Annotated in this window: 13 protein-coding genes; 8 read left to right on the plus strand and 5 right to left on the minus strand. The window is 63.6% G+C overall.

What is annotated here, in order from left to right:
• Positions 1-66 precede the first annotated feature (66 nt).
• Positions 67-789, minus strand: coding sequence for a response regulator transcription factor (locus ACO550_RS31780; RefSeq protein WP_315596179.1), 723 nt, complete (start codon positions 787-789; stop codon positions 67-69).
• 222 nt (positions 790-1,011) lie between these two features.
• Between ACO550_RS31780 and ACO550_RS31785 the strand changes: the two genes are divergently transcribed.
• On the plus strand, positions 1,012-2,064 hold the full coding sequence (locus tag ACO550_RS31785) for an alpha/beta fold hydrolase (RefSeq protein WP_315596180.1): 1,053 nt from the start codon (positions 1,012-1,014) through the stop codon (positions 2,062-2,064).
• Positions 2,065-2,238: 174 nt separating this feature from the next.
• On the opposite strand, the gene ACO550_RS31790 is transcribed toward ACO550_RS31785, so the two are convergent.
• Positions 2,239-3,006 (minus strand): sulfite exporter TauE/SafE family protein, encoded by a 768-nt coding sequence (locus ACO550_RS31790; protein WP_315596181.1) that lies wholly within the window; start codon positions 3,004-3,006, stop codon positions 2,239-2,241.
• Between the two features lie 88 nt (positions 3,007-3,094).
• Between ACO550_RS31790 and ACO550_RS31795 the strand changes: the two genes are divergently transcribed.
• From ACO550_RS31795 to ACO550_RS31805, 3 genes are all read left to right on the plus strand, one after another.
• The gene (locus tag ACO550_RS31795) at positions 3,095-3,976 is read left to right on the plus strand and encodes a LysR substrate-binding domain-containing protein (RefSeq protein WP_315596223.1); all 882 of its coding nucleotides are present in this window, start codon (positions 3,095-3,097) and stop codon (positions 3,974-3,976) included.
• A gap of 166 nt (positions 3,977-4,142) precedes the next feature.
• On the plus strand, positions 4,143-5,105 hold the full coding sequence (locus ACO550_RS31800) for a tripartite tricarboxylate transporter substrate binding protein (protein WP_315596182.1): 963 nt from the start codon (positions 4,143-4,145) through the stop codon (positions 5,103-5,105).
• A gap of 53 nt (positions 5,106-5,158) precedes the next feature.
• Positions 5,159-6,694 carry a class I adenylate-forming enzyme family protein gene (locus ACO550_RS31805; protein ID WP_315596183.1) on the plus strand — a complete coding sequence of 512 codons (1,536 nt, stop codon included), beginning with the start codon at positions 5,159-5,161 and terminating at the stop codon, positions 6,692-6,694.
• A 1-nt stretch (position 6,695) separates the two neighbouring features.
• On the opposite strand, the gene ACO550_RS31810 is transcribed toward ACO550_RS31805, so the two are convergent.
• Positions 6,696-7,598 (minus strand): LysR family transcriptional regulator, encoded by a 903-nt coding sequence (locus ACO550_RS31810; protein ID WP_315596184.1) that lies wholly within the window; start codon positions 7,596-7,598, stop codon positions 6,696-6,698.
• A 172-nt stretch (positions 7,599-7,770) separates the two neighbouring features.
• Between ACO550_RS31810 and ACO550_RS31815 the strand changes: the two genes are divergently transcribed.
• On the plus strand, positions 7,771-8,556 hold the full coding sequence (locus ACO550_RS31815; protein ID WP_315596185.1) for an enoyl-CoA hydratase-related protein: 786 nt from the start codon (positions 7,771-7,773) through the stop codon (positions 8,554-8,556).
• A gap of 159 nt (positions 8,557-8,715) precedes the next feature.
• Here the strand turns inward: ACO550_RS31815 and ACO550_RS31820 are convergent, their stop codons facing one another.
• Both ACO550_RS31820 and ACO550_RS31825 read right to left on the minus strand, forming a co-directional pair.
• Entirely contained in the window at positions 8,716-9,708 is a 993-nt protein-coding gene (locus ACO550_RS31820; protein WP_315596186.1) for a tripartite tricarboxylate transporter substrate binding protein, read from the minus strand.
• Positions 9,709-9,725: 17 nt separating this feature from the next.
• Complete coding sequence (locus ACO550_RS31825) at positions 9,726-11,234, minus strand: AMP-binding protein (protein WP_315596187.1); 1,509 nt, start codon at positions 11,232-11,234, stop codon at positions 9,726-9,728.
• Positions 11,235-11,458: 224 nt separating this feature from the next.
• On the opposite strand from ACO550_RS31825, the gene ACO550_RS31830 reads away from it, so the two are divergent.
• Genes ACO550_RS31830 through ACO550_RS31840 form a run of 3 tightly spaced genes read left to right on the plus strand, consistent with a single transcriptional unit; the run spans position 11,459 to position 14,968 of the window.
• Complete coding sequence (locus tag ACO550_RS31830) at positions 11,459-12,652, plus strand: acyl-CoA dehydrogenase family protein (protein ID WP_315596188.1); 1,194 nt, start codon at positions 11,459-11,461, stop codon at positions 12,650-12,652.
• Positions 12,653-12,670: 18 nt separating this feature from the next.
• Positions 12,671-13,774, plus strand: a complete 1,104-nt coding sequence (locus ACO550_RS31835; protein WP_315596189.1) for an acyl-CoA dehydrogenase family protein — start codon at positions 12,671-12,673, stop codon at positions 13,772-13,774.
• Positions 13,775-13,801: 27 nt separating this feature from the next.
• Positions 13,802-14,968 carry a thiolase domain-containing protein gene (locus ACO550_RS31840; RefSeq protein ID WP_315596190.1) on the plus strand — a complete coding sequence of 389 codons (1,167 nt, stop codon included), beginning with the start codon at positions 13,802-13,804 and terminating at the stop codon, positions 14,966-14,968.
• The last annotated feature ends 6 nt before the right edge of the window (positions 14,969-14,974 follow it).

Raw genomic sequence — 14,974 nt, forward strand, 5'->3', positions numbered from 1 at the left:
TCCCCTCTCCCGCAGCGCGGGAGAGGGGTTGGGGGAGAGGGCATGAGGTTCAAATTGCGACCTGTCTCAGCTTGAACCGCTGGCCCTCTCCCCCGCCCCTCTCCCGCCATGCGGGAGAGGGGAGAAACCACGCCCTTCTTCCTCGACCAGCCCCAATGCCTGCGCCATGATGATCAGGTCGGCGAAGGTACGCGCGCGCATCTTGCGCATGGCCTGTCCGCGATGGATCTTGATCGTGGCCTGGCTGATGCCAAGTTCGTCGGCCGCCTGCTTGTTCATCAGTCCATGCACCAGCAGCTTCATGACCTCCTGTTCGCGGCCGGTCAGGGTCACGAAACGCTCCCGCAGCTGCAGCGTCTGCGACAGCCCATGCCGCCGCTCCCGATCACGTAGCAGCGCTTCGTTGACCGCGTCGAGCAGATCCTGCTCGCGGAATGGCTTGGCAATGAAATTGATGGCGCCGGCCTTCATGGCGGCCACGGTCATCGGAACATCTCCGTAACCGGAGATAAAGACGACCGACGCGCTCCTGCCGGTACGGTTCAGATGGATCTGCAGGTCCAGCCCGCTGACCCCACGCAGCCGCACATCGAGCACGATGCAGACCGGCCGGTCGGGGAATTCATAGGCCAGCAGTTCCTCCCCCGAGGCAAACGATTCGGTGGCAAGGCCAATCGAGCGAAACAATCCCGCCAGGGCCTGTCGCACGTCGCGGTCGTCATCGACAACCAGTACAACGCCGTCGTCGGTTTCGGTCTGTTCGCACGCCATGGCGACACTGCTGTTCATCGTGAACTCTCGCTATGCGTTCGGTGCACTTCCTGAACGCGACGGGAAATTATCGATGCTTTTGCCAGAAATGCAAACAGCCGTATTTTTGTATCCACGTATGGCGCCGGCCACGGCCGCATACACTGCGATACAAAACCGGCGAAGAACGACACATACCCGGTGTCCGGCCATCCTAGACTCCTGACTCATCACCTCATCGAACGCGACAGGAGAAGGGAAATGACGAAAAAGATCGATCTGCCTCGACGCAGCTTTCTGGGTACCGCGGGCCTGACACTGGCCGCCGCGCAGCTCGGCATGCTGGGCAACGCAAACGCGCAGAGTGCGGTATCCAAGGCCAAGCCGCTGGCACCGGTCAAGCCGGGCAGCCATACCACGTTTGCGTCCATCAAGCAGATCAACGCCGGGGTGCTCAACGTCGGTTATGCCGAGGTCGGTCCCGCGGACGGCCCGGTCGCGTTGCTGCTGCACGGCTGGCCGTACGACATCCATGCCTTCGTCGATGTGGCGCCGCTGCTCGCGCAACGCGGCTATCGCGTGATCATTCCCCACCTGCGCGGTTACGGCACTACCACCTTCCTGTCGGCCGATACCATGCGCAATGGCCAGCCGTCGGCGATCGCCGTCGACATGATCGCGCTGATGGACGCACTCAAGATCCGCAACGCGGTGGTGGCCGGCTTCGATTGGGGCGCGCGCACCGCCGACATCATGGCCGCACTGTGGCCCGACCGTTGCCGAGGCCTGGTCTCGGTCAGCGGCTACCTGATCGGCAGCCAGGCGGCCGGCAAGCTGCCGTTGCCGCCCGAAGCGGAGCTGCAATGGTGGTACCAGTTCTATTTTGCGACCGACCGTGGCCGTGCCGGCTATCAGAAGTACACGCACGACTTCGCCAAGCTGATCTGGAAGCTGGCCTCGCCGCAGTGGAAGTTCGATGACGCATTGTTCGCGCGCAGCGCGGTCTCGCTGGACAATCCCGATCACGTGGAAATTACCGTCCACAACTACCGCTGGCGCCAGGGGCTGGTCGAAGGAGAAGCCAAGTTCGACGACATCGAGAAGAAGCTCGCGACCGCGCCCACCATCAGCGTGCCAACCATCACCATGGAAGGCGATGCCAACGGTGCGCCGCACCCGGCGCCGAGCGCCTACAAGGCCAAGTTCACGGGCAAGTACGAGCACCGCGACCTGACCGGCGGCATCGGCCACAACCTGCCGCAGGAAGCGCCTACTGCGTTTGCCCAGGCAGTGCTCGATATCGACAAGGCTTGACGTCCCGGTGGGCGTGTCATCGGAGGCATGCCCACCATCAATCGTTGCATGGGGGTCTTATGATTCATCGCCTGCTGATCCTCGCCACCATGGCGCTTTCCGCGCTGGCCTGCGAACTCGGTGGCGGCGCCGAGCGCTGCGCATGGAAGGGAATGCCCGGCAAGTACCGGGTGTCTAACGACGCAGCAGCATCGGCGCGTAGGCCTTCACGAAGAACGCCAGCGTGATGCATGACGTTGCCAGCAGCGTGCCGGCACGAATCACCGCCGCCGGCGCGCGCCGGCCGATGCGTGCGCCGCCATAGCCACCAATGACCGCACCAATCAGCATGGCCAGCGTCTCGGGCCAGCGCACCGCATCGGCCCCGATAAATGCCAGTACTGCGACCATATTGGCCGCGCTGACCAGCAGCGTGCGCGGTGCGTTGAGGACCTTGATATCGCGATTGTCGAGCAGGCCCCACATGGCGATCATCATGATCCCGACCGCCCCGCCAAAATAGCCGCCATATACGCCCAGCGCGAACTGGATGAGCAGCACCGCATCCGCACGAATGCGCCAGCGTGCACGCAACGCTTCGCCGATTCGCCTCCCAAACGCCAGTGCAATGGACGCGATCAGCAGTAGCCATGGCAGCACGAACGTAAAGGCCGCTGACGACGTGCGCAGCAGCAGGAGCGCACCCACCAATCCGCCGCACAGCGTCACCACCAGCAGTGCACACAGCGATACCGGCCCGACCGGGCCCAGGCCGTCGCGATATGCCCATGCACTGGCAAGGCCACCGGGAAACAAGGCCACGGTACTCGAAGTGTTCGCCTGAACCGGTGGCACACCGGCGGCAATCAGCGCCGGCAGGCTGACAAACGAGCCGCCTCCGGCCAGTGCATTCATCGCCCCAGCCACCAATCCCGCCGAAAGAACCATAAGAATCGAATCCATGGGTGGGATGCTAGTCATCGATCCACCATTCCACAATCTGGCATTTCCGGTGCTAGACTTCGGAAAATCCGAAACCTGGGACCGCTGCATGCGCTTTGACCTGACCGATATGCGGCTATTCCTGACCGTGGTGGAATGCGGCAGCCTGACCCAGGGGGCACGGCAGATGCACCTGGCGCTGGCATCGGTCAGCGAGCGCATTGCAGGCATGGAGTCGGCGCTGGGTGCGCCGTTGCTGGAGCGTAACCGTCGCGGCGTGCGCGCGACGGCCGCCGGCGAAGCCCTGGTCCGCCATGCGCGTTCGATCCTGGGCCAGGTCGAACAGATGCGCGGCGAACTGCGTACTTATGCCACCGGGCTGAAAGGACGCATCAGGCTGCTATCGAACACGGCCGCGCTGGCTACCTTCCTGCCACCCCGGCTGTGCCAGTTCCTGGCGGCGCATCCCGATCTTGCCGTCGATCTCGAAGAACGGCCCAGTCCCGAGATCGTCCAGTCACTGGTGGACCGGCGCGCTGATCTTGGCATCGTGGCCGACATTACCGATCTGGCGCACCTGCAAACCCACCTGATTGCCGAGGACCAGCTCGTGGTGGTTACCAGCCGCACGCATCGCGTGGCCACGCAAGCGTCCGTGGCATTCGCCGACATTCTTGGCGAGCCCATCGTCGGCATGGCCGACACCGCACTTGAAACGCATCTCGCCGAGCGCGCCTCGCGCCTGGGCCAACAGCTCCATTACCGTATCCAGCTGCGCAGCGTCGAGAATGTGGCGATGCTGGTCGAGGCAGGCATCGGCGTGTCGATCCTGTCTCATGCATTGGCCGGCACGTTGCACCGCAACGTTGCCATCCTGCCGCTTTCCGAGCCGTGGGCCGCGCGACGGCTTTACCTTTGCGCGCGCGATTTCTCCGCCCTGACACCGCTTGCCGACCTGCTCGCGCGCCAGTTGATGGCCGGCGCGCCGTAGCTGCCTTTCGTTCGCATTGCTGCATCGCTGTATCGCTGACTCGAAGGCCACCTTAAACAAATGCAAATTGCCTGTGCGGCAGGCCTGTCGCAAAGTCTCCCCCATCCCATCCCGGCCCGGACACGCGGCGGGTGGGTATCAGAAGAATCTATACCAGGAGGAGACAATGCTACGAATCATGCTCGCCGGTGTGCTACTGGCGCTTGCCCAGGGGTCAGCGCTGGCCGATACCTACCCATCCCGGCCAGTCAAGCTGCTGGTTGGCTATGCGCCTGGCGGACCGGTGGATACCGCCGCGCGCATCTACGCCGACTACCTCGGCCGCGTACTCAAGCAACCGGTGGTCGTGGACAACCGTGCCGGGGCCAGCGGCGCCATCGCGGCCGGCATGACGGCGAACTCCAAGCCCGACGGCTACACGCTTTACTTCGTGGCCAGCCCCACGATGACGATGACCCCGCTGGTGCAGAAGTCGGTGAACTTCAAGCCGATGCACGACTTCACGTATGTGGGGCTGATCACGGATTACACCAACGTACTGCTGATCAACAAGGACTTCCCGGCCCGGAACGTCGAGGAACTGGTCACGTATGCGCGCAAGCATCCCGGCGAAGTGAGCTTCGGCTCGGCTGGCATCGGCGCATCCAACCATCTGTCGGCCGAGTTGCTGGCACAGATGACTGGCGTGAAGATGCTGCACGTGCCGTACAAGGGCAATGCACCGGCCATGGCCGATGTCATCAGCGGCAAGGTCACGTTCATGTTTGACATTACGGGCACCGCGATCGGCCATATCCGTGGCGGCAAGGTGCGTGCGCTGGCTGTGACGTCACGGGAACGCAATCCCGCGCTGCCCACCGTGCCGACGCTGGTGGAATCGGGCCTGAAGCAATACGATGTCACTGGCTGGTATGGTCTGGTCGGTCCATTGGGCATGCCGGCCGACGTGACCGATCGACTGGTCAAGGCGCAGCAGGCAGTAGGTCAGGACCACGCGTTCCAGCAGCGCATGACCGAGGGGGGCTACGATCTCAACGTCACGGGACCCGCGCCACTGCAGGATCGCATCAAGAAGGAACTTGCGCTGTGGGGCAATGTGGTGAAGGCCGCCAACATCGAGGTTGAGTGATTGCCAGCAGCCTTCCCCATTACAATTTCATTCTTTACAAGGACTTGAGCGAGATGCCGCAGGACCGCGATATTGCGCATCGGATCAGCGATATTCCCCGCCATTGGGCGGCCCGCGCACCAGACAATATTGCGGTGCGCGAGAACGGACGCACGGTCACATTCGCGCGTCTGTGGGAAGACATCGGGCTGGCACAACGCTATCTTCAGGAACAGGGGGTGGGCGCTGGCGATCGCGTGCTGATCACCGGGGAGAATTGCCTGCCCGTGATCACGCTGATCTTTGCATTGTCGGAACTGGGCGCATGGCCGGTTGTTACCAATGCCCGGCTCACGGCACGCGAGATCGAGGAGATCCGTGCGCACTGCACGCCTCGGCTGATGCTGTTCACGCATGCCGCATCCCCCGACGCATTGCGGCATGGCCTGCGCTACCGGGCGCGTGAGATTGCGCCGGCGGGGCTTGGGCCGTTGATGGCAGCCGATGTGGATACAGGCAGCGAGCGCGAACCGGCGGAACTGGCGCGCGAAGTGGCGGCACTGATCTATACATCGGGGACCACGGGCCAGCCCAAGGGAGTCATGGTCACGCATCGCGGCCTGTTGCACTATGCCCGCGTCACCGCCGAAGCCCGGCGCATGAATTCCGACGACTGCGCGTTTGCGGTCATGCCGATCTCCCATATCTTTGGCCTGGCCACGCTGCTGCTCGGCACCTTCCAGGCCGGCGGCAGCCTGCATCTGGTAGCCCGCTTCAATGTCGCGGATGCCTGCGCGGCGCTGCAAGACGATGCGATCTCGATCCTGCAAGGCGTGCCGGCGATGTTCAGCCGCATCCTGACGCATCTGCAAAAGCAGGACATCACCACGCTGCATTCTCATCGCCTGCGCTACCTCTACACCGGCGGCGGGCCGCTGGAGCCTACGCTCAAGCGCAACGTCGAAGCCATGTTTGGCCAGCCACTGCACCATGGCTATGGCATGACCGAATATGCGGGCTCGTTGTTTATCACACGCATGGATCGGCCACGCGACGATTGCTCGGCCGGCGAAATCGTCGAGGGCGCCGAGTTGCGGGTGGTGGGAGCGGACGGGGCAACGGTTCCGCCAGGCACGCCAGGCGAACTGTGGGTAAAGGGGCCCGGCGTCATGCGCGGATACTATCGCGCGCCCGCGCAGACGGCCGAGGCGCTAGGCGCGGACGGCTGGCTCAATACCGGTGACATTGGCCGCATCGGGCCCGATGGCGCACTGTTCATCGTGGGACGGACCCGCGACCTGATCCTGCGCTCCGGCTTCAGCGTCTATCCGATTGAAGTGGAGTCCGTGATCAACACCCATCCATCGGTGCGTCTGTCCGCTGTCGTGGGAAATTCCACCGAGGATGGCAACGAGGAAGTGATTGCGTTTGTCGAACTACGTGAAGGCGAGACGTTCGATGCCGCCGAACTCCACAGCTATCTGGCGGAACGCCTGTCTCCGTACAAGCGGCCAGCACGCATCGTGCGCGTGCCTTCGATTCCAACCACTGCCAGCGGCAAGCTTCACAAGCACCGGCTGCGGGCCATGCTGGCGGAACTGCTGACATAGGTCAGTTGGGGTTGCCGATCCCGTCCTCCACCAGCAGGTCCACGAGCTTGCGCGCGAATACCGGCAGCGCCGCGAGGTCCGCCACGCAGATCTGCAACTTGCGTTCGGCCCAGTCGTCCTCGATCTGCACGATCTTCAGCGCCATGGTCTGCGCGTGCCGTAGCGCGGTGCTTTCGGGGAGCACGCCGATACCGACATTGGCCTCGATCATGCGCGCGGCGGTCTCGAAGTTGCTGACCTGGATACGCCAGTGCAGCGTACGCTGGTGGTCCGCAGCAGCACGCTTCAGGAAGTTGTGAATCGCGCTTTCTTCAGGCAGCCCAATGAAATCGTAGTCGAGCGTATCCAGGAAGCGCACGCGCCGCTTCTGCGCAAACGGGTGGCTCAGCGCCGTGGCAAGCACCAGCCGGTCATGGCGATAAGGCATCACCTCCAGACCTTCCATATTTACGCCGCTGGCCGCAATGCCAATGTCGACCATGCCTTCCTGCACGGCCCGCACGATATCCGGACTCAGCCGTTCGCGGATATCCACGGTCACGTCGGGATGGTTGACCAGGTACGTGCGCAGCACTCCGGGTAGGAACTCGCTCATTGCCGTGGTATTGGCAAACACACGGACGTGACCCTTGATCCCCGAGGCAAACTCCTGCAGATCGCCACTCAGCTGCTCGATCTGGCGCAGCACGCGGCGTGCATGCGCGAGCAGCGTTTCGCCGGCCGGGGTGACCTTGACCCCCTGGCTGCTGCGACTCAACAGCTTGACGCCAACCTGCTCTTCCAGGTTCTTGATACGGGTGCTTGCCGCCGGCAGCGACAGGTGACAACGTTCTGCACCGCGGGTCAGGCTGCTGGCTTCCGCAATATGCGTGAAGAGGTTCAGATCGACCAGGTCGAAGCGCATGACGTTGTCTCCATAGTAATCAGCGATTATCCCGCGAAAGACGGTGTCCCAGCCATTCTGGCAATCACGGGGTGCTTCGCGGCGTGCGAACACCGGATTCAAAACATGCGAATAGCCGGGCGACCGGGCATCGGTCAAGCTGTGTTCCATCGGACACGAACTGAGACATCGGATGATGGAAGAACAATCCCTGCTGGTGGAAACAAGCGACGGCGTGGCCACGCTGACACTGAACCGTCCACAGCAAAAGAACGCCCTGAACGGGCCAATGCGCGATGCGTTGCGCGACGCCATTCAGCACATTCGCGCCGACCGGACGGTACGCGCGGTGGTGCTGCGTGGTGCCGGCACCGACTTCTGCTCCGGCGGCGATATCCGCGCGATGAACGTCGCCGATGCGGAAGCCGGACGCAACCGCATCGACGACCTCCACGGCTGGATCGCCATGCTCGCCGACCTGGATCGCCCGGTCATTGCAGCAGTCGATGGTGTGGCATATGGCGCGGGCTTCAGCCTGGCGCTGCTGGCAGACTTTATCGTTGCCTCACCGCGCGCGCGGTTCTGCATGCCGTTCATGAAGGTTGGACTGGTACCCGACTGCGGTGCGTTCTACACGCTGCCACGCGTGGTGGGCATGGCACGCGCCAAGGATCTCGTCTTCAGCGCGCGCGAAATCGGAGCCGAGCAAGCCCGACAGATTGGCGCGGTGTTCGAGGTAGTGGATCAGGACAAGCTTCATACTCGCGCCGAGCAGCTGGCCCGCAGCCTGGCCGGCGCATCGCCGGTCGCGTTCGGGCTTGCCAAACGTGCACTGAACCAGTCGATGAGCAGCGATGTCAGGGCAATGCTCGAGATGGAATCGCTGGGCCAGGGGATTGCGTTCACCACCGAGTACCATCGCGAAGCGGTACGGCGTTTCAAGGAGAAAGAAGCGCCGCTGTTCCAGTGGCCGGCTTGATTCAGCTGCCGGTTTTCGCTCCCCTCTCCCGCGCGCGGGAGAGGGGTTGGGGGAGAGGGCTTGAGGTTCAAATTGCAACCTGTCTCAGCGTGAAACGCTGGCCCTCTCCCCCGCCCCTCTCCCGCCATGCGGGAGAGGGGAGCAAACCAGCAGCAAATCCTACCCCGCTGTAATCCCTGCAGTCTTGATTACCTTTCTCCATTTCTCGATTTCGCCATGCAGTCGCTGGCGCATCTGTTCCTGCGTGCCTGGGTCGGCCTCGGCACCGGCCTGCAGCAGGCGTTGACGGACGCCGGCATCGTTCATGGCAACGTTGAAGTCGGCGTTGATCTTGTTCAGGACATCCTTGGGCGTTTGCGCGGGGGCAAACAACGCGGCCCACGAATAGGCCTCGTACCCTGGCAAGCCGGACTCCGCTACGGTGGGCACGTCGGGCAGCAGGTTCGAGCGCTTGCGGCTGGCAACGCCGAGCACCTTGATGCGGCCGGACTTGATATGTTGCAACGCGGTGGGCGCGTCGCTGAACATCAGCTGCACCTGCCCGCCTAGCAGGTCGTTCATGGCCGGACTGCTGCCCTTGTATGGCACGTGCTGCAGCTTGGTGCCGGCTTCCATATTGAACAGTTCGCCCGCTAGGTGGGTGCCGCCACCATTGCCCGACGAGCCATAGGCAAGCGGCCGGTCACCCTTTTTGGCAAGCGCAATCAGTTCCTTGATATTGTTGGCCGGGACCGACGGATGGGCCACCACGAATACCGGGAACATGGCCGCGAAGCTGACCGGCGCGAAGTCTTTCTCGATGTCATATGGCAGGTTGCCCATCAAGGAAGGGTTGACCGCATGATGGATCGAGCCAAGAAACAGCGTATAGCCGTCGGGCACTTCCTTGGCCGCAATGCTGGCCCCGATCACGCCACCGGCGCCGGCGCGGTTGTCGATGACAATCGGGTTTTTCCAGATCTCGCCGAGCTTCTGGCTGAAGATGCGCGCCGTGCTGTCCACCGGACCGCCTGGTGGAAACGGCACGATCAGACGTACCGGCTTGCTGGGCCAGGCATCGGCGGCAAGCGCCGCCAGCGGGCGCGTGGCGAGGGTCAACAGGCCGGCGGCCATCAGCCGCCTGCGCATGGTGGACGAACAGGTGGAATGCATGCAGAGTCTCCTTGGAACTACATCGAACCGGCCTGCTCCTGCAGCACACGCTTGAGGATCTTGCCGTTGTTATTGGTAGGCAGTTCGGCAAGCGCCACGATGCGTGCCGGGCGTTTGTACGGCGCCAGGCGGCTGCGCAGGTGCGCCTGCAGCGCGGCCGGTTCCAGCGACGCGCCAGGGCGCAGCTCGACGAAGGCCACGATTTCTTCATTGCCGTCGCTTTCCGGACGCCCGACCACGGCCGACCGCTGGATGCTCGGATGGGTATTGAGCGCGGTTTCCACCTCTGCCGGGTACACGTTGAAGCCCGAACGGATGATCATTTCCTTGAGGCGACCCACCACGAAGAGCGCACCGTCAGCATGCATCTCGCCAAGATCGCCGCTGGCGTACCAGCCGCCATCGCGCATCACGGCCGCCGTGGCCTCGGGATCGCGGAAGTAGCCGGGCATCAAACCCCGGCCCCGCAACCAGAGCTCGCCGCGCTCTCCCGGTGGCAGCGGCTTGCCGGTCACCGCATCGGTGACCTGGACTTCGGCCTCGGCCACCGCATATCCCGCACTGGTGTCGGGGCGTTGTTCGTCGAGACGGGTCACGTGCACCGAGCCCGCGTATTCGGACAGCCCGTATCCATGATGGAGAGTCAGCCCGAACGTCGCTTCCACGCGTTGCTTCAGCGCCAGGTCCAATGGGCCCGCACCGGTGTAGAGATAGCGCAGCGCCGGCGCCACCGGTTGTGCGATGCCCTGCTCCTGCAGGTACGCCAGTAGCCGCGAGAACAGCGTGGGCGGCCCCTGCACCTGCGATACCCCATCATGGGCCAGCGCATCGAGCAGATCGGCCGGATCGAATTGCGGACGCATCACCAACTGCGCTCCGGACAGCAGCGAACTCAGCAGGACCGTGCCAAGCCCGAAGATGTGCGTCATCGGCACGAATGCATAGCTGCGGTCAGCGGGCGTCAGCGCGCGCGCAGCCTGCGTCACGCGAGCAAAGTGGATCAGTGCATCGTGCGTGAGCATCACGCCCTTTGGATCCCCGGTGGTACCCGACGTAAAGATCAACGCGGCCACCGCATCACGCAGTGGCATGTCCTCCGGCACCGCGCATGCGCGGACCGGGCCATGCTCCATGCCATCGAGCCTGGACGGCACGGCCTCGAAGCGGCGCGCATGCGCGCTGGCGGCACGCGATGCCGCGGCGGTGAAGTAGATCACGCGCGCATCCGCGCGGGTGGCGAAGCCATCGATCTCGCCCGGCGCCATGCGTGCGTTGACACCACAGGACCATGCCCCCACGCGGCTGCATGCAAGGATCAATGCCGCATGTTCGGGGCAGTTCTCCGCCACCACCATGACACGGTCGCCGGGACGCACACCGAGTTCAAGCAACTCGGCCTCGGCGGTCTCGGTGAGCCTGCCAAGCTCGGCAAAAGTCAGACTGCGACGGTCCGGCAAATGAATGAAGGGCTGGTCGGGCGCCTCGGCCAACCAATGGTCAAGCAGGTGATGAATCCGCGTAGTCACTTGTCTTACCGTCCTTTGCGTTCTGCAAAATGGTTCGCGCAGCATGACCGCAATGCATTCCCGGCGCCATTCGTAAATCAGAAGGGGCGACTTCGGATGTCTTGAAACCGCACATCACCGCCCACCACCGCGCATTCCGCATTGTCAAAGGCCGGATTCGGCAATCTCGAACCAGCCGGGCACGACCAGCCATAGAATCGATCTCACTGACAGGAGACAGATACATGGACCTGCGTTTCACCAAGGAAGAGGAGACCTTCCGCCAGGAAGTCAGCGCCTTTGTTCAGGCCAGCCTGCCGTCCGATATCCGCGACAAGGTGCTGGATCACCGGCGCGTCGAGAAAGACGACTATGTGCGCTGGCATCGGATCCTCCATGCGCACGGATGGGGAGCGCCCACCTGGCCACGCGAATGGGGCGGCACGGGCTGGAACGCGCTGCAGCGCCTGATCTTCGAGATCGAGGCGTTCCGCGCCGGGGCCCCGCGCCTGCTGCCGTTCGGTCTCACCATGATCGGGCCGGTGCTGATGAAATACGCGAGCGCCGAGCACAAGGAACGTTTCCTGCCGCGCATCCCGACCGTGGAAGACTTCTGGTGCCAGGGTTATTCCGAACCCGGTTCCGGCTCCGACCTCGCATCGCTGAAAACCAAAGCCGTGCGCCGCGGCGACAAGTACATCGTCAATGGCCAGAAGACCTGGACCACCATGGCGCATTTTGCCGACTGGATCTTCTGCCTCGTGCGTACCGACCCGGAAGCCAAGGCCCAGGAAGGCATCTCGATGCTGCTGATCGACATGAAGTCGCCGGGCGTTACGGTGCGGCCGATCAAGACCCTCGACGGCGGGCACGATGTCAATGAAACCTGGTTCGAGGATGTCGAGGTTCCGGTAGCCAACCTGCTTGGTGAAGAGAACAAGGGCTGGACCTACGCCAAGTACCTGCTCGGCCACGAACGCACCGGCATTGCCGGCATCGGCCACTGCTATCGCGAACTGCGCCAGCTCAAGCACTACGCTGCGGACACCACCGACGGTCGCGGACGCCCGCTGCTCGAAGACCCGCGCATGCGCGACAAGATCGCTCGGGTCGAGATGGACCTAATGGCGCTTGAAATGTTGCTGCTCCGGGTGGCCACGCAGGCGGCCGGCACGCCGGGCCCCGAGGCATCCATCGTCAAGATTCGCGGCTCGGAACTGCAGCAGGACATCGCCATGCTGCAAATGGAGGTTGCCGGGCCCAACGGGTGGCCGTATTCGCCCGACTGGCTGGAGCCGGGCGTGCCGCAACCGGTCAGTGGCCCACAGTGGGCAGCGCCCGCCGCCTCGACCTACTATGACATGCGCAAGACCTCCATCTACGGTGGCTCCACCGAAGTACAGAAGAACATCATCTCCAGGATGATCGTTGGCTTCTAACGGCACAGGACGACAGCAATGGATTTCACCTACAGCGAAGAACAGCAGATGCTGGCTGACAGCCTGCGCCGCTTTGTCGCCACGGAATACACCTTCGACAAACGCCGCACGATGGCGCGCGAGACGGCCAGCTTCGACCGTTCGATCTGGTCGTCACTGGCCGAGATGGGCATTCTGGGCATCAGTGTGCCGACCGAACATGAAGGCTTTGGCGAAGGCCCGGCAACCCAGCTCGTCGTGCATCGCGAACTGGGACGGGCACTGGTACAGGAGCCGGTGATACCGGCCGTCATCGCGGCGGCCATTCTTACGCATCATGCTCCGGCGCAAATGCAGGCCGCCCTGCTGCCGGCACTGACGCGTGGCGACACGGTGCTGGCCGTGGCCTACCTCGAACCGACCACCCGCTATCGCGCCGACACCGCGCGCACCACGGCGCGCAAGCGGGACCAAGGGTATGTACTCACCGGCACGAAGTCTGTCGTATGGCATGGCAATGCCGCCGACGCCTATCTCGTTTCCGCGCAACTGGACAGCGCATTGGCGCTTTTCCTCGTGCAGCGCGACGCACCGGGACTGACCGTCTCCGGCTATCCGACCATCGACCGGCTGTCCGGCGCCGACCTGCAATTGGCCGATGTTCCTGCCACGTTGGTAACGGCCAATGGTCTCGATGCACTCGATACCGGCATCGATCACGGTATTGCCGCGCAGTGCGCCGCCGCGGCGGGCGCCATGGAGCGTCTGATCGAGATCACCGCCGAGTACCTTGCCACCCGCAAGCAATTTGGCAAGCCGCTGGCCTCGTTCCAGGCGCTGCAGCACCGTATGGCGGACATGGTCATCCAGAAGGAGCTGGCGCTGTCGATGGCCTATGTAGCCGCGCAAGGCCTGGATGCCACCGATGCCGCCGAACGCCGCCGCAAGGTATCGGCCGCCAAGGTTGTCACGGCCAAAGCTGGACGCTTTGTCGGCCAGCAAGCCGTGCAGCTGCATGGCGGCATGGGCATGACCGACGAACTGGAAGTCGGCGACTATTTCAAGGCGCTGACCATGGTCGATGTACTGCTGGGCGACACCGACCTCCATCTGGAACGCTACGGCACGGCCATGGCCGCCTGATCAAGACCTGACAACGGATGCATATTCATGACCATCAATAGCAAGGCATATATCGTCGGGGCGTATGAACACCCCACCCGCAAGGCGCCGGACAAGACCGTTGCCCAGTTGCATGCCGAAAGCGCCAAGGGCGCACTGGAGGATGCAGGACTGACGCTGGCCGATATCGACGGCTACTTCTGCGCAGGCGATGCGCCCGGTCTCGGCATGGTCAACATGGTCGACTACCTGGGCCTGAACGTAAGCCATGTGGATTCCAGCGAGATGGGCGGATCGTCCTATATCGCCCACGTCTCGCACGCCGCGCAGGCCATCGCCGCCGGCAAGTGCAATGTCGCGTTGATTACGCTGGCGGGCCGCCCGCGCTCGGAAGGATCGAGCGGCACGCAGGCGCGCAACTGGGGGGCGAACCTGCCAGACCAGCCGTTCGAGGCGCCCTACAGCCCCGTCACGGTCAACCTGTATGCGATGGTGGCGCAGCGCCATATGTACGAGTACGGCACCACGCCCGAACAGCTGGCGTGGATCAAGGTCGCCGCATCTCATCATGCGCAACATAACCCGCATGCGATGCTGCGCGAACTGGTCACCGTGGAAGACGTACTGAATTCACCGATGATCTCCGATCCGCTCCACCGGCTCGACTGCTGCGTGGTATCCGACGGCGGCGGCGCGCTGATCGTGGCCCGCCCGGAAATTGCCGCGTCGCTGAAGCGCCCGAAGATCAAGGTGCTCGGTGCCGGCGAACACGTGAAGGGCCTGCTGGGCGGGCAGGTCGACCTGTCATGGTCGGCCGCGAAAATCTCCGGCGCAGCGGCCTTCGCCGAAGCCGGCGTAACGCCTGCCGATATCAAGTACGCGTCGATCTACGACAGTTTCACGATCACGGTGTTGATGCAACTGGAAGACCTCGGCTTCTGCAAGAAGGGCGAGGGCGGCAAGTTCGTGATGGACGGCAACCTGATTGCCGGCGTTGGCAAGCTGCCAATCAATACCGACGGCGGTGGCCTGTGCAACAACCACCCGGCCAATCGCGGCGGCATCACCAAGGTGATCGAAGCGGTGCGCCAGTTGCGTGGCGAAGCGCATCCCGCCGTACAGGTCAAAGACTGCAACCTGGCGCTGGCCCAGGGTACCGGCGGCTATATGGGCTCGCGCCACGGCTCCGCCACGCTGATCCTCGAACGTGAATAACCAGGG

Source organism: Cupriavidus sp. (assembly GCF_057315035.1).